Source organism: Streptacidiphilus jeojiensis (genome assembly GCF_042510965.1).
In the GTDB taxonomy this organism is placed as follows: Bacteria; Actinomycetota; Actinomycetes; order Streptomycetales; family Streptomycetaceae; genus Streptacidiphilus; species Streptacidiphilus jeojiensis.
Window position 1 is genome coordinate 393663 of the sequence record NZ_JBEUKS010000007.1, and the last position, 20253, is coordinate 413915.

A 20253-nucleotide genomic window follows, 5' to 3' on the forward strand; every position below is an offset into this window, starting at 1 on the left:
GATCGCCCTCCCGCGCTCCGGTCCCGCCCCGTCTCCCCACGGGGCGGGACCGGGGGCACCGACCCACGAATGGATACCGGGATGACGCTGACTCACACGTCAGATCAGCCACCGGCGCCGCCGGACAACGACACCGTCCTCGAGGCCGACGGGCTCACCAAGCACTTCGCGGTGCGCAGAGTGGGACGCCAGGCCATGACCCGCGCTCCACGGGTGGTCCACGCCGTCGACGACGTCACCCTGACGCTCCGCCGGGGACGGGTCACCGCCCTGGTCGGCGAGTCCGGATCCGGTAAGTCCACCGTGGCGCGGCTGCTCGCGCAGCTCTACCCGCGCACCGGCGGCGACATCCGGCTGCACGGCACGTCGGTGACGGTACGCGGGGGCAGGCGCTTCCGGGCGTACAACCGCAAGGTCCAGATGATCTTCCAGGACCCGTTCGCCTCGCTCAACCCGGTCCACACCATCCGCTACCACCTCAGCCGGGCGCTGCGGATCCACGGCCACGGCGGCAACGGAGCGGCGGAGCTGCAGCAGGCGCTGGAGGAGCTGCTGGAGCGGGTCCAGCTCACCCCGGCCACCCGCTACCTGGACAAGTTCCCGCACGAGCTGTCCGGCGGCCAGCGCCAGCGCGTCGCGATCGCCCGAGCCCTCGCGGCCGATCCCGAAGCGCTGCTCGCCGACGAGCCGGTGTCCATGCTGGACGTCTCCATCCGGCTCGGCGTGCTCAACCTGCTCCGGGACCTCAAGGAGCGGCTGCACCTGGCCATCCTCTACATCACCCACGACATCGCCTCGGCCCGCTACTTCGCGGACGACACCCTGGTGATGTACGCGGGGCGGATGGTGGAGGGCGGCGACAGCGAGACCGTCACCCAGAACCCGGCGCACCCCTACACCCAGCTGCTGATCAGCTCGGCGCCCGACCCGGACCGCATCGTCGGCGAGGGCACCCCGGACGACACCGTGGACGCGTCGGGCGGCGAGCCTCCCAGCCTGATCGACCCGCCGGCCGGCTGCCGCTTCAACCCGCGCTGCCCGCACGCCATGGACATCTGCCGCACCGAGCTGCCGCCGCGGCTGCCGGTGGACGGCAACCCGGACCACTGGGCCTCCTGCTGGCTCTTCGACGCCGAGCACGGCCCCGCCAAGGCGGAGTCCGCGGCGAAGGCGGAAACCCCTGCGGAAACCCCCTCGGAGGTGTCCGAGTGAAGTACTTCCTGCAGCGGCTGGCGTTCTACCTCTTCACCGCCTGGGCCGCGATCACCATCAACTTCTTCATCCCCCGGCTGATACCCGGCGACCCGGTGATGGCCCTGATCAACAAGAACCGGGGCCAGATCGACTCGCACGCGATCGCCTCGCTCTACATCCTGTTCGGGCTGAACAAGCACCAGAGCCTGTGGGACCAGTACACCGCCTACCTGGCCAAGCTGGCCCACGGCGACCTGGGCATCTCCTTCTCCAACTTCCCCACCCCGGTCTCCACCATCCTGGCCAACGCGCTGCCATGGACCATCTGCCTGGCCGGCGCGGCGACCATCATCAGCTTCGCGCTCGGCACCTTCCTGGGTGTGCTGTCCGGCTGGCTGCGCGGCTCCCGGCTGGACTTCGTGCTGCCGGTCACCACCTTCATCTCCTCGATCCCGGCGTTCTGGCTGGGTCTGCTGACGGTGGCCACCGTCATCGCGGTGGGCAGCACCTTCCCGGTCTCCGGCGGCTACGACCCCGGGCTGATCCCGCACGCCGACACCACCTTCATCGGCAGCGCCATCGAGCACAGCTGGCTGCCGCTGGGGATGCTGGTGATCACCACCATGAGCGGCTGGATCCTCAGCATGCGCAACATGATGGTCACCGTGGGCTCCGAGGACTACATCACCGTCGCCCAGGCCAAGGGCCTGTCGGACCGCCGGGTGATGTTCAGCTACGCGGCCCGCAACGCGCTGCTCCCCAACGTCTCCGGGTTCTCGCTGGCGATCGGTCAGATCCTGGGCTCCACCGTGCTGGTGGAGATCGTCTTCAACTACCCGGGCATCGGCTACGAGATGCTGCAGGCCGTCGGCTCCACCGACTACCCGCTGATGCAGGGCGTGTTCCTGTGCATCACGCTGGCCGTGCTGGTGGCCAACCTGCTGGCGGACATCGCCTACCTGATCCTCGACCCGCGCACCCGCAAGGAGGGCTGAGCGATGGCCACCGCCGCGTCCAACACCGCCCTGACCTCGGGTGGTTCCGTAGCCCCGCACGATCCGGAGGCGACCGCGCCGGACTCCACCCGGTCCAGGCGCCGCCATCTGCGCTTCCTGTCCAGCCCCAAGGCCGCCGTCGGCGCCGGACTGCTGCTGTTCTTCACGGTCCTGGCGATCGTCGGCCCCTACATCACCCCCTACGACCCCAGCGCGCGCAGCAACGACCTGCTGCAGGCGCCGTCCTGGCACCACTGGTTCGGCACCACCCACCTCGGCCAGGACATCTTCAGCCAGGTCGTCGACGGCACCCGCAGCGTGATGTACGTCGGGTTCCTGGCCGGCCTGGTCGCCAGCGCGCTGGCGGTGCTGATCGGGGTGACCTCCGGCTACCTGGGCGGCTTCGCCTCGGACCTGCTGTCCGCGCTGACCAACGTGTTCCTGGTGATCCCGGCGCTGCTGCTGATCATCATCATCACCTCCAGCCTGCCCACCGGCGGCGAGACCGTGGTCGGCCTGGTCATCGGCTTCACCTCGTGGGCCTGGGGCGCCCGGGTGCTGCGGGCGCAGACGCTGTCGCTGCGGCGGCGCGACTTCATCGAGGCGGCCCGCGCCACCGGGGAGTCGACCTGGCGCATCATCGCCTTCGAACTGCTGCCCAACCTCAGCGCGGTGATCATCTCCGGTTTCATCGGCACCATGATCTACGCGGTGATGAGCGAGATCATCCTGGCCTTCATCGGCGTCCCCGGCCTGGCCGACTGGAACTGGGGCACCGTCCTGTACTGGGCGCAGAGCCAGCAGGCGCTGGCCCAGGGCGCCTGGTGGTGGTTCGTCCCGGCCGGGCTCGCCATCGCGATCCTGGGCACCTCGCTGTCGCTTGTGAACTTCGGCATCGACGAGTTCGTCAACCCGCGGCTGCGGAACAACGGCGAGCGCGGGGCCAAGGGCGCCGACGGCCGCCCGGTGCGGATGCGGGTCGGCTTCACGCCGGTCGTCATCCCGATCCCGGACGAGCCCGAAGCCGGCACCGGCGTGATCGGATCCACCAGCACGAGTGAGGATGTCGCCCAGTGAGCAGCAAGGTGTCCGGCAAGGAGCCGGTCCTGGAGATCCAGAACCTGTGCGTCGACTACGGCCTCGGCAAGGAGTCGGTCCAGGCGGTCCGCGACGTCAGCCTGACGCTGCACCGCGGCGAGGTGCTCGGCCTGGCCGGTGAGAGCGGCAGCGGCAAGTCCACCCTCGCCTACGGCCTGACCCGGCTGCTGCCCCCGCCCGGGGTGATCACCGGCGGCAAGGTGATCTACCACCAGCCCGGCGGCGACCCGGTGGACGTGCTGCGGCTGAGCGACGCCGGCCTGCGGCAGTTCCGCTGGGCCGAGACCTCGATCGTCTTCCAGGGCGCGATGAACTCGCTGAACCCGGTGCACACCGTGGCCTCGCAGCTGATGGACGTCATCGCCGCGCACGAGCCGAAGATGAGCAAGTCGGCACGGCTGGCCCGGGCCAAGGAACTGCTGAAGCTGGTGGGCATCTCCCCCGACCGGCTCGGCAGCTACCCGCACCAGCTCTCCGGCGGCATGCGCCAGCGGGTGATGATCGGCATGGCCCTGGCGCTGGAGCCGCAGGTCGTCATCATGGACGAACCGACCACCGCGCTCGACGTGGTGATGCAGCGTCAGATCCTGCGCCAGCTGGTCGACCTGCGCGAGCGGCTGGGCTTCTCGGTGCTGTTCATCACCCACGACCTGTCGCTGCTGGTCGAGTTCTCGGACCGGATCGCCATCATGTACGGCGGCCGGATCGTGGAGGAGGCCCCGGCGGCCAAGCTCTACAAGGACCCGCTGCACCCCTACAGCCACGGCCTGCTCAACGCCTTCCCGCCGCTGCGCGGGGAGCGGCGCGAGCTCAGCGGCATTCCCGGCTCCCCGCCGGACCTGCGCTCGATGCCCACCGGCTGCGCCTTCCACCCGCGCTGCCCCAAGGCCTTCGACCCGTGCCGCACCGATCTGCCGCTGCTCGCCGCTCCGGCGGACCGGACCGAGGAGGACCGCACCGGCGGCGAACGCACGGTCGCCTGCTGGCTGCACCCCGGGGCCTGAGGACCCCGCACCAGCCCGACCCGGCCGACGGCTCTTGAGGGGGAGCCGCCGACCGGGTCGTCCCCTTTTCCCGGTCAGCTCCCGTGGGTCAGTTCGAGCAGGTCAGCTCCCAGGGGTCAGCCGCTCGTCACGTCGCAGGCATCGGCGGCCGGCACGGGTACGTGCAAGGCCACGGGTACCGCCACCGGCCGCCTGCTGGGGAACTCGGTCAGTGCGTGCTGCGCATGGGCCTTGCCGTGCTGCGCCGGTACCGAGCGGGGATCGGGCGGTCCGTCGGCCCGGGCGGCGTGCACGGGCCAGAACGCCAGCAGGGCGGCGAGGGCCAGGGAACCGATCACGCGAGCAAGGCTCACGGTCTACCTCCAGAGGTGCCGGTACGGGGGGCCGGATGGATTCCGGGGCTGCACCCGCACGTGGCGAAGGTAGGGGAACCGATTCTCCGGGCCTCCTGGACACACTCAACGGCGCATCAATTTGTCGACAGATGGGCGAATAGGCATTCATTGTCACTAATTGCACCCGTACGGCGTCACTCCGCAGGATGACCGGCCAGCGAGGGTTCGAGCTCCCGGGCGGAGACGGTCTGCCGCGGAATCGCCAGGGGCTCGGCAACCCGCGCACGCGCCCTGCGCCGCAGCACCAGTACGGTCGCCAGCACCAGGACCGCAGCAGCCGCTCCGAGCAGCGGTCCCAGCGAGGTCAGCCGGCTGTACGAGGCGCCGACCTCGTACCCCGTCACCGACTCGGCCGAGGCCCAGACCACCCCGGCGACCAGGCTGTACGGCGCGATCCTGCGGTACCCCAGTCCGGCCGCACCGGCCAGGTGCGGCGCCAGGGTCCTTACCACCGGCATGAACCGGCAGACCAGGACCGCCGCTCCACCGCGCCGGGCCAGCAGCCGGTAGGTGCGGGTCAGCATCGCCGCCGGCACCCGCCGTCCGATCCGGCCGGTGCCCAGCCGGGGTCCCAGCGCCCGTCCGGTGCGCTGCGCCAGCAGATCCCCCAGCAGCACGGCGGCCACCGCGGTGGCGATCACCAGCGGCAGCTGCACCGTTCCGCTCCGCGCCAGGAAACCCGCGATCAGCAGCGTGGTCAGGCTCGGCGCGAAGGCGCTCAGCAGCAGCACCGACTCGGCCAGCACCACGGCCGCCACCGCCCCGTACACCGCCGGCGGCGGCAGTTGCAGCAGCACCTGCTGGACCCAGCTCATCGCGGGGCTCCTCCGGACACCGGCGGCACCCGGGCCGGCCGCCGCCGACCCGGGGGCCCCGGGCGCAGCGCCGACTTCCAGGCCGTCCGCAGCGCCACCAGTCCGCCCTGCGCCGCCTCGACGAGGAACAGCCACCCGTCCGCGTCCCGCTGGGCCAGTACCCGACGGTCGATGATCGCCTGCTCGCTCGTACGCTCCATGGATCCCATGGATCCAAGCTAGGAGCAGGCGGCGCTCAGGTGATCCGCCCTGAGGACCCGGCCTACCCCTAGGAATCTCGGGGTCCCCCCGTACGGCGTCCTACCACCCGAGGACTACGCGGAGCGGAAGAAGCTCACCCCTGCGGATTGTTCAAGCTGTGTGATGGTTGCCCAGGAAGCAGTACAGCATCGAAGCGACACCCGAAGCAGTGACGTCGTGGTGATCGGCGCCGGGCAGGCGGGCCTGTCGGCGGCGTTCCATCTGCGGCGGCGCGGTCTGCTGCCCGGCACCGGCTTCACCGTGCTGGACGCCGGTGCGGCCCCCGGCGGGGCCTGGGCGCACCGGCCGCCCACCCTCACCATGGCCGCCGTGCACGGCTTCCACGAGCTGCCCGGCATGCCGCTGCCGCCCTTCGCTGACCAGCGCCCGGCGCGCGAGGCACTGCCGGAGTACTTCGCGGCCTACGAGCGCGCCCACGACCTCCGGGTGCTGCGCCCGGTGCGGGTCCGCGCGGTACGGGAGGGCGGTGCCGGGCGACTGCGGGTCGAGACGGACTCGGGCACCTGGACCACCAGGGCGCTGATCAACGCGACCGGGACTTGGACCAGGCCGTTCGTCCCCGCGGTCCCCGGCGCCGCGGACTTCAGGGGCCGGCAGCTGCACAGTTCGCAGTACCTGGGTCCGCAGGAGTTCACCGGGCAGCGGGTGCTGGTGGTGGGCGGCGGGGCCTCGGCCATCCAGGTCCTGGCCGAGACCGCGGCCGTCGCCGACACCCTCTGGGTGACCAGGCGTCCACCGGTGTTCCGCGAGGACCGGTTCACCCCCGAGATCGGCCGCGCCGCCGTCGCCATGGTGGAGCGCCGGGTCCGCGCCGGGCTGCCGCCGGCCAGCGTCGTCTCGGTCACCGGGCTGCCGCCGACGCCGGCGCTGCTCCGGGCCAGGGAGCTGGGCGCGCTGCACCGGCTGCCGATGTTCGAGCGGCTCACCCCGGAGGGGGCGGTGTGGCCGGACGGCCGCACCGAGCGCTTCGACGTGGTGGTCTGGGCCACCGGATTCCGCCCCGAGGTGGGTCATCTGGCACCGCTGAACCTGCGCTCCCCCGGCGGCGGCATCCGGCTGGACGCGACCGGGACCGGGGTCGTCGCCGACCCCCGGATCCAGCTGGTCGGCTACGGCCCCTCCGCCAGCACGGTCGGCGCCAACCGGGCCGGCCGCGCGGCGGCCGTGGCGGTGCACCGCCTGCTGCTCGCGGAGGAGGCGGGCAGCGGGGCCGCGACCACCGGGCTCGCCGCTACAGCTTGAGCGCCACGCCGCCGTAGGCGTTGGCGTGCGAGCGGGGCAGCACGGTGTCCTCCAGGTCGCCGTCCGGGCGCCACTCGTGGACCGGCACCACACCGGGCTCCAGCAGCTCCAGGCCCTCGAAGAGGCGCAGCACCTCGGCATGGGTGCGCGGGGTGAGGCTCACCCCGGAGCTGTTCACCGTCTGCAGCGCCGCCGCGGCCGCGGCCAGCTTCTCGGCGTCCATCAGGTCACCGGTGGCGTGCGAGAGGATCACCACGCTGCCTGGCGCCAGCTCGGAGGTGTAGCGGGCGAGCACGTCGGCCGGGTTCTCGTGGTCCGGGATGAAGTGCAGCAGCGCCACGCAGATCAGCGCGAGGGGCTGGCTGAAGTCCAGCAGTTCGCGGCTCTCGGCCGAGCCGAGGATCTTCTCCGGGTCGCGGACGTCCGCGTCCACGTAGCCGGTCCGCCCCTCCTGGGTGCCGCGCAGCAGGGCGCGGGCGTGGGCGAGCACGATCGGGTCGTTGTCGACGTAGACCACCCGCGACCGGGGGTCGACGGCCTGGGCCACCTCATGGGTGTTCCCCGCGGCCGGGATGCCGGTACCGATGTCGAGGAACTGCCGGATGCCCAGCTCGGCCGCGGAGCGCACGGCCCGTCCCAGGAAGCGGCGGTTGGCCCTGGCTCCGGCCGGGACGTGCGGCAGCAGCTCCACCACCTGGGCCGCGGCGGCGCGGTCGGCCGGGAAGTTGTCCTTCCCGCCCAGGTAGTAGTCGTAGAGCCGGGCCGAGTGCGGTATGTCCGGCCGCAGATCGTGTGAGGGGGCCCGGTCCGGGTCGCTGTCCTCGTGCAGGTGATCGGCTGACATCTCGGACACGCTGTCCCTACCCTCTTCCACCGGACGGTTCAACTGATCGTACTGTCCCTCGAAATGATCCCGCATCACGGGTCGCCCCGTAGCGAAGTCGGCGCAGGAGGGGCGCCCGGGTCACTCCGTCCGGCGTCTGATGTGTTCAACTCATGAATAATGACAACGCTATTGACGATGCATCACGTTGATGGCTTGATGTGAGTCACGTCGCACCGCCCTTCCCGGCGACGAGCCCCGAAGCGCGGCCCGACCCAGCCGAGCCACCCCTCGGCGCCCCCTCGTGACGGCTTCCCACGCCACCTGGGGGCTCCGGGCCGGCCGTCGGCGGCACGCGGTGATCGACTCCAAAAACCGCTGTGCCGAGGGCTGCTCGTAGCGGATCATCTCCTGCATGACTCTTCTGCATCAGGCCGGTCCGAGCGACGGGACGGCCGCCTCCGTCGAGCCCGCCGACCTGCTGCCGCTGCGCATCAGCCTGGACGACGGGGACGGCCCCGGCGACGTCGTGGACGCCCTCGCGCTCGCCTCCTTCAGCACCGGTGCCCAGCCCTGGGCCAGGTCGGCCTCGGTCAGCCCGGCCAAGCCCGACGCGACACTGCTGCCGCCCGGGGCCCGGGTGATCCGCCGCAGCGAGGCGGACAGCCGTACGGTGCTGCTGGCGGACGGCCCCGGCTGGACCCTCAAGGCGTCCTGGTGGCGCAACGGCGGGACGGTCAACGCGGACGTCACCGTCACCGCCGCCGACGACGAGCTCGCCCGGGACATCCTGGCGCAGGCCATCGACGGCGCGGAGGAGGAGAAGCCCACCGAGGAGGACGTCGTCGCCATGGGCTTCTGGCACCTCGCCGCCGGCCGCGGACCGGTACGCGCCCGCCGCCGGATCGAGGCGCCCGGCTGGGACGCGGTCCGCGCCAACTACACCCGCAGCGTCGTCGACTCCTTCGACGGCCTGATGCGGCTGCAGCCCGACCAGGTGATGGGCCGGCTGCTGCTGATGCACGGTCCGCCCGGCACCGGGAAGACCACCGCGCTGCGGACCCTGGCCCGGGCCTGGCGCGAATGGTGCTCGGTGGAGTGCGTGCTCGACCCGGAGCGGCTGTTCTCCGACCCCGGCTACCTGATCGAGGTCGCCCTGGGCCCGCAGCGCCAGCACCACGGCGGCAACGACGACAGCGGCGAGGAGCAGTGGCGCCTGCTGCTCCTGGAGGACTGCGACGAACTGATCCGCGGCGGCGCCAAGCGCGCGGCCGGCCAGGCCCTCTCCCGGCTGCTGAACCTGACGGACGGTCTGCTCGGCCAGGGCCGCAAGGTGCTGGTCGCGGTGACCACCAACGAGGACCTGGAACGGCTCCACCCCGCCGTGGTCCGCCCGGGCCGCTGCCTCGCCCGCATCGAGGTCGGCCCGCTCACCGAAGCCGAATCCACCACCTGGCTCGCCTCCGCAGCCCCCACCCCACCGGGCGGCGCGACCCTCGCCGAGCTCTACGCCCTCCGCCAGGGCCCGGGAATGCTGCTCCAGCCCCAGACCGCGGTGGCCCGGGACGGGTTGTACCTGTGAGGTGAGTGCGGGGGCGGCGCGTTCCAGGGAGGGGTCCTGTCTCCGTTTCGGGGACAGGTTCGGGTGCGGCGTAGCTGGTGTGCGGAAGCTGCAGGTGGCTTACATGGCGGGCTCGTTGCCGCCCTCCGCCGTCCGTGGCTTGTTGCTGTTGCTCGCTGCGCTCGCGGGCCAACAGCAGGGAGGGGACTGCTTGGCCGGTCGCCGTAGGCCCGTGACGGGGGCGTGCGGGGCGGGCAGGGGGCGTGCGGCGGGTCGAGTTGCCTGAACTGGGGTCACTTCTCGTACATCGGGTCACTCGTCGTACGGAGATGTCGGACATATCCGGGCATTCATGTAGATCAAGTGACCCAACGTCCGAAGAATGACCCAAAGTGTAGAGGGCATCTACTTGGCGAATCGTTTCTCCAGCCGCACCGCCGACCGCCCCGCCGCCCGGCAACGGCGAGGCCCCGCACCCCTCCCGTCCCTGTCGCCGCGAGCGAAGCGAGCAACAGCAACAAGCCACGGACGGCGGAGGGCGGCAACGGTGGCGCCATGTAAGCCACCCACAGCTGCCGCAAGCAACCCGCCACGCCGCCCCGCCTCCCCCGCCCCATCCCCATAGTGCATACTCCTCCCCAACCACTAACACGCACCGCGTGTCATTGAGGGGGCAACAGCCATGCGCACCAACGATGCCCAGATGCTCGTCCTGTTCGTCCTCGCCGACGGTCCACCGCTCCACGGATATGCGATCAACACCGCCATCGAGAAGCTGACCGGTGCCCGCCTCGGCCGTGGGAGTCTGTCGGGGGCCCTCGCCCGGTTGGAGGCCAAGGGGCTGATCGAGCGGATGGAGCTGCGGGGGCGTCAACTCCCGTTCCAGCTCACGCCTTCCGGACGGGAGACGCTCGAACGGGAGTTGGCTTCCACGGCCCGGGTCGCCGAGCAGCTCTTCGAGACCGCGGTGCCGGACCGGATCGGCTACCAGGACCGGATCGCCGCAACGGAGTTCGCGCAGTCGTACAAGCAGCTGGCGGTCGAGACCCTGAACGTACGTCCGGGGCAGACCGTGCTCGACCTGGGTTGCGGCCCGGGAACCGACCTGGCAGCACTCGCCGAGGCCGTCACGCCGTCCGGGGCGGTATTCGGGATCGACGCCAACCCCGGGATGCTGGAGCGGGCGCAGGCCAGGACCGCGGAACTGGCCCAAGTGACGGTGCAGCAAGGTGACATCCATGCGCTCCCGTACGCGGACGCGAGCGTCGACCGGGCGCACACCGACCGGGTGCTGCAGCATGTGGCCGACCCGGGCCGGGTGCTGGCCGAGGCCCGGCGGGTGCTGCGACCAGGCGGGCGGCTGGTGATGGCCGAGCCGGACTGGGAGGCGCTCGCCATCGACCACCCCGACCTGGAACTCTCCCGCGCCTACACCCGCCACATCGCCGAACGGATCGTCCGCAACGGCGCGCTGGGACGGCAGTTGGCCCGACTGGCGACGGGGGCCGGGTTCACGGTCTCCGCCGTCCTTCCCGTCGTCACGGTGATTCGGGACGTCCGGGAGGCCGACCAGGTGCTCGGCATCCAGCGCAACACAGAACGGGCAGTCGCAGCCGGCTATCTCAGTGACGGGGAGGCGCAGCGCTGGCTGGAGCATCTCGCCGAGGGGCCCTTCCTGGCATCGGCGACGCTCTACCTGACCGTCGTCGACGTCCCGTCGGGGGGCGGCTCGCGCAGCAGCTAGGCTCTGGCTCCAATCGGATCCGGCGGTGCAGCGGCAGAGGTGGCGGGGAGTCAGATGCGGGGATGTTCAGATGCAGGGATTTGACGAGACCACCCGGTCCGGGGCGGTGGCCGTGCCGGCGCGGATCGTGGCCCGGGGGGTGGGGGTCGTTGCCCGGGGCGGTGGGGAGATCCTGCGTGGGATATCGCTGGCGGTCGAGCCCGGACGGCTGCTGGCGCTGGCGGGGAGCAGCGGGGCCGGGAAGACCACGCTGCTGGAGGTCCTGGCCGGGGTCCGGGCGCCGGACCGCGGGACGGTGCTGCGCGCGGACGTACCGGCGGGCGGCTCGCAGGCCGAACTCGGGTTCGTGCCGCAGGACGACATCATCCACCGTGACCTCCCGCTGGCCCGGACCCTGGCGTACGCGGCCCGGCTGCGGCTCCCGGCCGGGACGGGCAGCGCCGAGGTGCAGTCCGCCGTGGACCGGGTGCTCGACGCACTCGGGCTGACCGGGCGCGCCGGGGTGCGGGTCGGGCTGCTGAGCGGGGGCGAGCGCAAGCGCGCGAGCATCGCGGTCGAGCTGCTGACCCGTCCGGCCGTGCTGTTCCTGGACGAGCCCACCTCCGGCCTGGACCCCGCCACCGGGGCCGAACTCATCACCCTGCTCCGGGATCTGAGCCGCCGGGGTACGGCGGTGGTGCTCACCACCCACACCCCCGCGGACCTGTCGCGCTGCGACACCGTGGGCTTCCTCAGCCCGGACGGGCGCCTGGTCCACCTGGGTCCGCCGGAAGGGCTCAGCGCACACTTCGGGGTGGACACCGTCGAGGAGGTGTACGGCGTGGTGACGGCGGACACGCCCGACCTGGCCGATGAAGGGCCCGGAGCCGACGAACCCACGGCCGAGGCCCGGTCCGCGCCCGCTCAGCCGCCCCGCCCGCTCGGCGCGTTGGGCCAGTGGGCGCTGCTCACCCGGCGGAGTGCGGACATCATGATCCGCAACCGGCTCTCGGTCGCGGTGCTGGCCGGATCGCCGGTGATGATCGTCATCATGTTCGTGATGCTGTTCCGGGCCGGGGCGTTCGACCCGGCCGATCCGAGCCCCGGCACGGCGGCGATGATCCTCTTCTGGATCGCCTTCGGTGCCTTCTTCTTCGGCCTCACCTATGGCCTGCTGCAGATCTGCACCGAGATCGCCGTGGTCCGCCGGGAGCGCCTGACGGTGCTTCGGCTGGGCCCGTACGTGCTGGCCAAGGCGACCGTGCTGCTGCCGGTGCTGGCGGCGGCCGATGCGCTGCTGCTGGCGGTGCTGCGGGCACTGGACCGGCTGCCGGCCGCCGGCTGGTCCGTCTACGGCTCGCTGTTCGCCACCACGGTGCTGGCCTCGGCCGCGGCGCTGGCCCTCGGCCTGCTGGCGTCGGCGGCGGTGTCGGAGCCCGGACAGGCCACGCTGATGCTGCCGTTGCTCTGCTTCCCGCAGGTGCTGTTCTCCGGGGCGTTCGTCCCGGTGCCGCAGATGGCCTGGCCCGGCTGGGCGTTGAGCTGGGCGATGACCAACCGCTGGGCGTTCGAGTCCCTGGGCAGCGGCATCGGCCTGAACGCGCTCTGGGCACACGGCCGTTCACCGCTGGGCCCACCGCTGCTGGCCTCCTACGGGGACACCTTCGGCGGGCCGACGGCGCGCGGCTGGATCTGGCTGGCCGGCTTCACCGTGCTGTTCCTGACCGGGGCCTGGGCGCTGCTGGCCCGGAGCTGCCCCCGGGCCCGCGCCGTCGCCGAGACCGCCGCACCGTCGCCGTGACCGTCGCACCGTCGCCGTGACCGTCACTCCGTCGCCGTGACCGTCACTCCGCCGCTCAGCAGCGCAGTCGCGGGCTGAGCTGTTCGTCCCCGCGCCGCCGGTCCCGGTAGACCTCGGCCAGGAAGCCGAGGAGGGCGTCGACGTCGGCCTGGTTGGAGCTGAGGCCCAGCGAGACCCGGACCGCGCCGCCGGAGGGCAGTCCGAGCCGGGTCAGGTAGTCGTCGATGGTGCCGGTGGTGCGGCGGACCGCGCCGGAGAGCAGCCGGCGCGGGATGCCGAAGGCCCCCTCCCCCGCGCCCGGATTGCAGAAGCAGCCGGTGCGCAGCGAGATGCCGCGCGCGCTGCTCTCCCGGCTGACGATGCGTTCGTCCACCACCGTGCCGTCCGGGTGCAGCAGGTTGAGGGTGACGCTGCCGCCGCGGCGCTCGGTGGTCTCCGGTCCGTAGAGCCGGACCAGCGGCGCGCCGTTGCCGTGGCGAAGGGCACGCAGCCCCTCCAGCAGACCGGCCGTCAGTCCCGTCACATGGTCGTGCACGGCGTCGATCCCGATGCCCTGGACGTAGCCGAGCCCGGTGGCCACGTCCGGGATGCTGAGGAAGTTGAGGGTGCCGTCCTCGAACGCGGTCTCGTCGTCGGTCATCCGGTGCCACTCGCCCTGGGCGCTGACGACCTGGATGGTGCCGCCGGAGAACCAGGGGCGGCGCAGCCGGGCCAGCGCCTCGCGCCGGGCGACCAGGCAGCCGATGCCGGTGGGGTAGCCGAAGACCTTGTACCAGCTGACGGTCACGAAGTCCGGGTGCACCCGGCCGAGGTCCAGCCGGTTGCTCGGCAGATAGGCGGCCGCGTCCAACAGCACGTCGTAGCCCAGCCGTTGGGCCGCCTCGATCCACTCCAGCGGGTGCTGCACCCCGGTGAAGTTGCTCTGCGCGGGGTAGGCCAGCAGGCCGTTGCGCGCCCCGGCGCGTGCACCCGGCCGACGCAGCAGCCCGCGCGGACCCGGTCGCGGGCCGAGGGCCTGCAGCAGGGCCTCCTCGGAGATCCGCAACTCCTGCCCGGCGAACGGCACATGGACCGTGCGGGCGCCCTTGGCACGGGCGAACTCGCGCAGGCCGTTGACCGAGTTGTGGTTGTCCAGCGGCAGTACCAGCCGGCTGCCGCGGCCGAACCGGTACGCCTCGCCGACGACCCGGCAGGCACCACTCGCGTTGGCGGTGAACACCGCCGCGTACTCGTCCGGGTCGGCGTTGAGATGCCGCAGCACGGCCGCACGGGTCTCCGCGACCAGCCGGTCCGAGGCGGCCGCGGTGGGGTTCTCCGAGTGCGGGTTGCCGAAGCAGTCGCCGGTTATTCGCGCGGCGTGGGCCGCGAGTTGTGACTCGGCCGGCAGCCCGGCGCCGGTGTGGTCGAGGTAGACGTGGCCCTTGCGGTCCAGGTAGCCGTACTCCTCCGCGCGCAGCCGCGCGAAGGAGGCGCCTGGGCCACCGGATGTACCGGAGGCACCGGACGCGGGTACGGAAGTGACGGACATGACTCCTCCTCCGGCAGGGCGGTCTGAGCCCCCCTCAGCACCGGACTCCGCAGCCCGTCATCCCCGCCGCACCCGCATTATCCACCCGCGCTCTCGAACGCCTTTCCGGCATCGGTGGCCACCGGGCCGCTGCGGAACAGCCCGGTGCTGGGCGCCGTGTCCGAGGCGGGGAGGGCGAACCAGGCGTAACGCTGCAGATAGGACAGCCCGGACAGCATCTTCGTGGACGCGGTGACGAAGGCTGCCTGCTGCGGCCCGGTCGGGTAGCTGGTGCCGCCGGAGAAGTTGATCAGGGCGTACTCGGTCAGCCAGATGGGGAGGTGGTAGCGGTCGTAGACGGCCTGGAGGTAGCCGCGCAGTTGGGACACCGCGTCGGTGGTGGTGAAGTCGCTGCCGTACCAGTGCAGGGCGATGAAGTCGACGCGGTAGCCCTTCGCCTTGGCCCCGCTCATGAACCTGTCCAGCCATCCGCCGGCGGTGTCGCCCCCGTAGGCGACCGCGGGGCTGCCGAGGATCTTCCCGGTCGCCTCCAACTGCGGCCACAACTGCAGTGCCTGATCGACCGTCATATTGGACTGCGCGGACATGTCCGGCTCGTTGAAGCCGAGCAGGTAGGGTCCGGCGCTCTTGGCCTGCGCCAGCGCGGTCGCGGTGACCGACCCCGACCCCCAGATCATCGGGACGAAGCCGACGTTCGCCGGTGTGCTGATGCCGGAGTGGGTGGTCGACCAGGTGTAGTACCAGCTGGCCCCGGACTGGGTCAGCGCGCTGTCGACGCCGGAGAAGCTCCAGGCGCTGACCCCCTTCTTGGACGAGCTCACCGGGGTGACCGGCGCCTGCACCGCCGGGGCGGCCGGCGACGCGGACGGGGTACGGGACGGGCTCGCGCTGCGGGAGGCGGTGGCGCTGCGGCTGGCCGCGGAGGGCGAGGGCCTGGCCGAGGATGTGGTCGGCGCGGGTGCCGCCGGCAGGGCGGAGGCCGCCGCGGTGGACCGGTCGGCCGCGATCGGCCGGGTGGCTGCGGCCGGGCTGCCGCCCAGACCCGACACCACCAGTGCGCCCGCGGCGACGGCGGCCACCCCGGTGGCTGCGGCCGAGACCGCCAACGCCTTACCGTGCAGCAGCGCCCGGCCGCGGGTCAGCGCCCGTCCCTTCGGCGCCGCACGGTGCCCGCGCCGCAGCGAGGCGATCTGCGGCAGCGTGCTGTGCGCGCCCGCTCCGCCCCAGGCGGCCAGGGTCGGCGGCACCGGGAGCAGCGGCAGTCCGCCGAGCAGCTGCCCGACCGGGTAGAGCGACGCGCTCTGTCCGTTGCAGACCGAGCACTCGCGGATGTGCCGCGCCAGCCGCTTGCGCCACAGCGGTCCGGGCACGCCGTCCCAGCCCCGGGTCAGCTCGTACAGGCCGGGGCAGCCCGGCTCGGCCCGCAGCGCCCGGACGATGGTCCGGGCGGTCTCTATCTGCTCCTTCATCCGCTGGACCCGGACCGCGGTGTGCCGACCGGAGAGCCCCAGCGCCTCGGCCAGCTCGGCCCGGTCGATCTCGCCGGTCTCCTCCAGCCACCAGAGCGCCAGCAGCTCCCGGTCGCCCTGGTCGAGCCAGCGGGTCGCCTCGGCCACCTCGCGGCGCTGGTCGGTCAGGCCGAGCCTGAGCACGGTGAGCGCGGTGAAGTCGGAGGCCGGGTCGGGCACCTCGGCCACCGTGTCCAGACCGGCCTGGTGACCGCGGGAACTGCTCCGCTCCCGCTCCCGGTCGCGCACCTGGCGCACCGCGATGGCGACCAGCCAGGACCGGTAGGCCTCGGGCTCGCGCAGGTCGCCCAGTCCCCGGACCACCCGCAGCAGGGTCTCCTGGACCACGTCGTCGGTGTCCGGATGCCCGTCCAGGGCACGGCCGACGATGTTGTAGACCAGCGGCAGCGACTCGGCCACCAGCAGGTCCAGGGCCCGGGCGTCGCCCGCGCGGGCGGCCAGCACCGTGCCTTGGCTCGCCGGGCCGTTCCTCCTGGTCCGTCCGCCTGCGCTCATCTCGCTCCGTATCCCTTCGGCCGGTGTGCGGGGCCCCGTGCTGCCGGATGGTCCGCTGCACCAGGGGGCCCCGCTGTAACAGGAGACGGAGCGCGGCACCGCCGACAACGGAAATGTCCGAGGGTTCCCGGGGGATTTCTGTTGTCGCGCGGTGCCCCGCACGTCTCCTGTGCATGGGAACCAGAGGACTGGGCAGTTCAGGACTGGGCGGTACAAGACTGGGCAGTACAAGACGCCGTTCCGGACGCTGGAAGTGGTGGGTGGCCCTGGCCGCCGCCGGGGTGGCGGCGTTGTGCCTGGTCGTCGCCAACACGTCGGGACGACCCGGCTCCGCCTCGGCCGGCGTCGCGGTGGTGGATCCGCCGGTCGCGAGTGTCTCCACGTCCCCGCCGGCCTCCGCCTCCCCGTCCGCCTCCGCCGCCTCCCCCGGCGCTTCTGCCTCCGTGCGGGCAAAGGCTACCCCCGCCCGATCCTCCGGCTCCCCGGCAGCCCGTACCTCCGCCGCCTCCTCCTCCCGCGCACCGTCCGCGGCCACGGGAGCCACCTCGGCCTCCCCCGCCGCCGCGGGCCATCGCAACGTCACCTTCGTCAACGCGGTGTCGCAGACCATCTGGGTCGGCTCCGGCGAGCAGACCGCCCAGCCCGCGCTGACCACCACCGGATGGGTGCTGAAGCCGGGCCAGTCGCTGACCGTCTCCGTTCCCGACCACTGGAACGGCCGCTTCTGGGGCCGCACCGGATGCACCTTCAGCTCCTCGGGGACCGGCCACTGCCAGACCGGTGACTGCGGCGGCAGGTTCCAGTGCACCGGCTACGGAACCATCCCGGCCACGCTGGCCGAGTTCAACCTCAACTCCTGGGACGGGCTGGACTTCTACGACGTCAGCATGGTCGACGGCTCCAACCTGCCGATGTGGATCAACCAGGTCGGCGGCACCTCCAAGGACGCGATCAGCGCCGACGGCTGCTCGGCCGCCGGCTGCACCAAACCGGTGGTCTGCCCGGCCGCGCTGCAGATCCACGCCGGTGGCGCGGTGGTCGGCTGCGAGTCGCCGTGCGGGGTGTTCGGGACGGACCAGTACTGCTGCCGGGGCCAGTGGGCGGCACGCTCGGCCTGCGACCCCACCAAGTGGCCGGTGGACTACGCGGCCGACTTCAAACGGGCCGAGCCGTTCGCCTACTCCTACGTCGACGACGACGCCACCAGCACCTTCACCGCCACCGGGGAGGCCGGCTACCGGATCACCTTCGGCCTGTCGCCATGAGCACCCACGGGTCGGCCGGCGCCAGGGCGGCGGGCTGGTCTTTTCGGTTCCGCAGGAGAATGATCCGTTTGACCCTCACTCCTGCGCGATGTGCTTACGGAGATCCGAATGGCGAAATCCCCCGAGGTCGGCAGCCCCGCCCCCGACTTCACCCTGCCCGCCGTGCAACTGGTCGACGGCGAGCTGGTCCACTCCGACCTCACCCTCTCCGCCGAGCGCGGCCACCCCGTGGTGCTGGCCTTCTACCCCGGCGACGAGACGGCCGTCTGCACCAAGCAGCTGTGCTCCTACTCCTCCGGCTTCGAGGCCTTCACCGACCTGGGCGCCACGGTCTGGGGCATCAGCCCGCAGGGCATCGAGAGCCATGAGGGCTTCGCCCGCAAGCACCAGCTGCGGATGCCGCTGCTCGCGGACACCGGGCGCACCGCGGTGGCCGCGTACGGGATCGGCCTGGGCAGCATGCTGCGCCGGGCCGTCTTCGTCGTGGACGCGGACGGTGTGCTGCGCTGGAAGCACGTGGCCGCGCTCGGCCTGACGTTCCGTGACGTCCCCACGCTCACGGCCCAGCTGGAACTGCTGAAGCAGCCCTGAGGCAGCGCTGAGGCAGCCCTGAACCAGCGCTGAAGCATAAGCGTTCCTTGGTGTCGGCATGGACAAATCGCCGTTGTCTTATCGATCGGCGGCGGCGATGCTGGATTCCATGAGCCCTGACCCGATCCCCTCCCTCGCACCGGACGAGTTCGCGCCGGAGACCGCCTACCTCAACACCGCCTCGATGGGCCTGCCGCCGGCCCGCACCCGGGCCGTGCTGGCCGAGGACCTCGCCGAGTGGGCGGCCGGGCGCGCCAATCCGGTGCGCTACGACATCCCGGTCGGCACCTCCCGCGCCTCCTTCGCCCGGCTGGTGGGGGCGCGACCCGAGCAGGTGGCGATCGGCTCGCAGGTGTCGTCGCTGGTCGGGCTGATCGCGGCGGCCTTGCCCGCCGGGGCCGAGGTGCTGCTGGGGCAGGGCGACTTCACCTCGCTGACGCAGCCGTTCCACGGCCGCGGCGACCTGAAGGTCCGCACCGTGCCGCTGGAGGAGCTGGCGGCCTCGGTCGGACCGGCCACGGCCCTGGTCGCGGTCAGCGCGGTGCAGTCGGCGGACGGACGGGTCGCCGACATCGCCGCGCTCAGGGCCGCGACCGCCGCGCACGGGGCCCGGCTGCTGGTGGACGGCACCCAGGCGGTCGGCTGGCTGCCGATCCGCGCCGATCAGGTCGACTACCTGGTCTGCGGCGCCTACAAGTGGCTGCTGGCGCCGCGCGGCACCGCCTTCCTGGTGGTCTCCCCCGAGGCGGCGACGAACCTGCGGCCGATCGCCGCCGGCTGGTACGCGGGCGAGGACCCCTGGGCGGAGTGCTACGACACGGTCCGGCTGGCCACCAGCGCACGACGGTTCGACGTGGCCCCGGCCTGGCACGCCTTCGCGGGCACCGCCCCCTCACTGGCACTGATCGAGGAGCTCACCCCGGCCCGGATCGGCGCCCACAACCTGGCCCTGGCCGACCGCTTCCGCGCCGGTCTGGCCGGGCTGGGACACCGTCCGGTGCCCGGCGAGTCCGCCATCGTGTCGACCCCCGGCCTCGGCACCGCGGCGGCCGAGCTGGCCCGGGCCGGAGTGGTGATGTCCAACCGCGCAGGCAACCTCCGCGCCGCCTTCCACCTCTACACCACCTCAGCGGACGTGGACCGCGCCCTGGACGTGCTCTCCGGACTCCCTTCGCCCGCAGCAGAAGCGTAGGAGAGCGGCCGGGGCGGCGGCCTAGGCTGCTGTTCATGGATGCCTCCGTGATCGTCCCCGGCCTCTTCCACCTCCCCTTCCCCGTCGGCCACGCGTACCTCTGGAACGACGGCGGCGAGCTGACCCTGATCGACACCGGCATCGTGGGCTCCGGCCCGGCCGTCGCCGAAGCGATCAGGGGTCTGGGCCTGGACCCGGCCGGGCTGCGCCGGGTGGTGCTGACACACTGTCACCCGGACCACTACGGGGCCGCCGCCGAGATCGGCGCCTGGGCCGCCGACACCTCCGTCCTGGCCCACCGGGCGGACGCACCGGTGATCCGCGGTGAGATCCCGATGTCGCCGCCGGTGCTGCTCGACTGGGAGCTCCCGATCGCAGCCGGCCTGCCCGCGCTCCCGCCGACCCCGCCGGCCCGGGTCGACCGCGAGCTGGACGACGGCGACGTCCTCGACTTCGGCGGCGGGGCGCGGATCGTCGCCGTGCCCGGACACACCGACGGCAGCATCGCCGTCCATCTGCCGCTGCACGGGGTGCTGCTCACCGGGGACGCCGTCGCCAACGTCGACGGCCGCACCATGCTGGGGGTGTTCAACACCGACCGGGAGCGGGCTGTCTCCTCCTTCCACCGGCTGAGCGCGCTGGAGGACGTGGACACCGCCTGCTTCGGACACGGCGACCCCCTGGTCGGCGGGGCCGCCGAGGTGCTGCGGGAGGTGGCGGCCGCACTGCCCCGCCCTTGAG

18 protein-coding genes are annotated in these 20253 nt (G+C 72.4%); 12 read left to right on the forward strand and 6 right to left on the reverse strand.

What is annotated here, in order from left to right; genetic code table 11:
- The first annotated feature begins 81 nt into the window (after window positions 1-81).
- From ABUW04_RS21650 to ABUW04_RS21665, 4 genes are read left to right on the forward strand one after another with little or no spacing between them, the layout of a single operon-like run.
- Complete coding sequence (locus tag ABUW04_RS21650) at window positions 82-1212, forward strand: ABC transporter ATP-binding protein (RefSeq protein WP_380566276.1); 1131 nt, start codon at window positions 82-84, stop codon at window positions 1210-1212.
- Window positions 1209-2189, forward strand: coding sequence for an ABC transporter permease (locus tag ABUW04_RS21655; RefSeq protein ID WP_030261949.1), 981 nt, complete (start codon window positions 1209-1211; stop codon window positions 2187-2189). Before ABUW04_RS21650 ends, ABUW04_RS21655 begins: the two co-directional genes overlap by 4 nt.
- A gap of 3 nt (window positions 2190-2192) precedes the next feature.
- Window positions 2193-3266, forward strand: coding sequence for an ABC transporter permease (locus ABUW04_RS21660; RefSeq protein WP_380566277.1), 1074 nt, complete (start codon window positions 2193-2195; stop codon window positions 3264-3266).
- The gene (locus ABUW04_RS21665; protein ID WP_232242683.1) at window positions 3263-4291 is read left to right on the forward strand and encodes an ABC transporter ATP-binding protein; all 1029 of its coding nucleotides are present in this window, start codon (window positions 3263-3265) and stop codon (window positions 4289-4291) included. Before ABUW04_RS21660 ends, ABUW04_RS21665 begins: the two co-directional genes overlap by 4 nt.
- 116 nt (window positions 4292-4407) lie before the next feature.
- On the opposite strand, the gene ABUW04_RS21670 is transcribed toward ABUW04_RS21665, so the two are convergent.
- From ABUW04_RS21670 to ABUW04_RS21680, 3 genes are all read right to left on the reverse strand, one after another.
- Window positions 4408-4644 (reverse strand): hypothetical protein, encoded by a 237-nt coding sequence (locus tag ABUW04_RS21670; RefSeq protein WP_380566278.1) that lies wholly within the window; start codon window positions 4642-4644, stop codon window positions 4408-4410.
- A gap of 176 nt (window positions 4645-4820) precedes the next feature.
- The gene (locus tag ABUW04_RS21675; protein ID WP_380566279.1) at window positions 4821-5501 is read right to left on the reverse strand and encodes a DedA family protein; all 681 of its coding nucleotides are present in this window, start codon (window positions 5499-5501) and stop codon (window positions 4821-4823) included.
- The gene (locus ABUW04_RS21680) at window positions 5498-5710 is read right to left on the reverse strand and encodes a hypothetical protein (RefSeq protein WP_157624022.1); all 213 of its coding nucleotides are present in this window, start codon (window positions 5708-5710) and stop codon (window positions 5498-5500) included. Before ABUW04_RS21680 ends, ABUW04_RS21675 begins: the two co-directional genes overlap by 4 nt.
- A 154-nt stretch (window positions 5711-5864) precedes the next feature.
- Between ABUW04_RS21680 and ABUW04_RS21685 the strand changes: the two genes are divergently transcribed.
- On the forward strand, window positions 5865-7004 hold the full coding sequence (locus ABUW04_RS21685; protein ID WP_380566280.1) for an NAD(P)-binding domain-containing protein: 1140 nt from the start codon (window positions 5865-5867) through the stop codon (window positions 7002-7004).
- Here the strand turns inward: ABUW04_RS21685 and ABUW04_RS21690 are convergent.
- On the reverse strand, window positions 6994-7848 hold the full coding sequence (locus tag ABUW04_RS21690; protein WP_030261970.1) for an SAM-dependent methyltransferase: 855 nt from the start codon (window positions 7846-7848) through the stop codon (window positions 6994-6996). The two genes, ABUW04_RS21685 and ABUW04_RS21690, sit on opposite strands and share 11 nt — an antisense overlap.
- 394 nt (window positions 7849-8242) lie before the next feature.
- Between ABUW04_RS21690 and ABUW04_RS21695 the strand changes: the two genes are divergently transcribed.
- From ABUW04_RS21695 to ABUW04_RS21705, 3 genes are all read left to right on the forward strand, one after another.
- Window positions 8243-9409 carry a DUF5925 domain-containing protein gene (locus tag ABUW04_RS21695; RefSeq protein WP_051726271.1) on the forward strand — a complete coding sequence of 389 codons (1167 nt, stop codon included), beginning with the start codon at window positions 8243-8245 and terminating at the stop codon, window positions 9407-9409.
- Between the two features lie 661 nt (window positions 9410-10070).
- Window positions 10071-11132 carry a methyltransferase domain-containing protein gene (locus tag ABUW04_RS21700; protein WP_380566281.1) on the forward strand — a complete coding sequence of 354 codons (1062 nt, stop codon included), beginning with the start codon at window positions 10071-10073 and terminating at the stop codon, window positions 11130-11132.
- A gap of 70 nt (window positions 11133-11202) precedes the next feature.
- Window positions 11203-12912, forward strand: coding sequence for an ATP-binding cassette domain-containing protein (locus ABUW04_RS21705; protein ID WP_380566282.1), 1710 nt, complete (start codon window positions 11203-11205; stop codon window positions 12910-12912).
- 55 nt (window positions 12913-12967) lie between these two features.
- On the opposite strand, the gene ABUW04_RS21710 is transcribed toward ABUW04_RS21705, so the two are convergent.
- Window positions 12968-14440 carry an aminotransferase class V-fold PLP-dependent enzyme gene (locus ABUW04_RS21710; protein WP_380566283.1) on the reverse strand — a complete coding sequence of 491 codons (1473 nt, stop codon included), beginning with the start codon at window positions 14438-14440 and terminating at the stop codon, window positions 12968-12970.
- Between the two features lie 77 nt (window positions 14441-14517).
- Entirely contained in the window at window positions 14518-16464 is a 1947-nt protein-coding gene (locus tag ABUW04_RS21715; protein WP_380566284.1) for a sigma-70 family RNA polymerase sigma factor, read from the reverse strand.
- 173 nt (window positions 16465-16637) lie between these two features.
- On the opposite strand from ABUW04_RS21715, the gene ABUW04_RS21720 reads away from it, so the two are divergent.
- From ABUW04_RS21720 to ABUW04_RS21735, 4 genes are all read left to right on the forward strand, one after another.
- A complete protein-coding gene (locus ABUW04_RS21720) occupies window positions 16638-17729 on the forward strand; it encodes a thaumatin family protein (RefSeq protein WP_380566285.1) in 1092 nt (363 codons plus the stop codon).
- Window positions 17730-17837: 108 nt separating this feature from the next.
- The gene (locus ABUW04_RS21725; protein WP_380566286.1) at window positions 17838-18320 is read left to right on the forward strand and encodes a peroxiredoxin; all 483 of its coding nucleotides are present in this window, start codon (window positions 17838-17840) and stop codon (window positions 18318-18320) included.
- Window positions 18321-18429: 109 nt separating this feature from the next.
- Window positions 18430-19512, forward strand: a complete 1083-nt coding sequence (locus ABUW04_RS21730; protein WP_380566287.1) for an aminotransferase class V-fold PLP-dependent enzyme — start codon at window positions 18430-18432, stop codon at window positions 19510-19512.
- A 35-nt stretch (window positions 19513-19547) separates the two neighbouring features.
- On the forward strand, window positions 19548-20252 hold the full coding sequence (locus ABUW04_RS21735; protein WP_380566288.1) for an MBL fold metallo-hydrolase: 705 nt from the start codon (window positions 19548-19550) through the stop codon (window positions 20250-20252).
- Window position 20253: the final 1 nt, after the last annotated feature.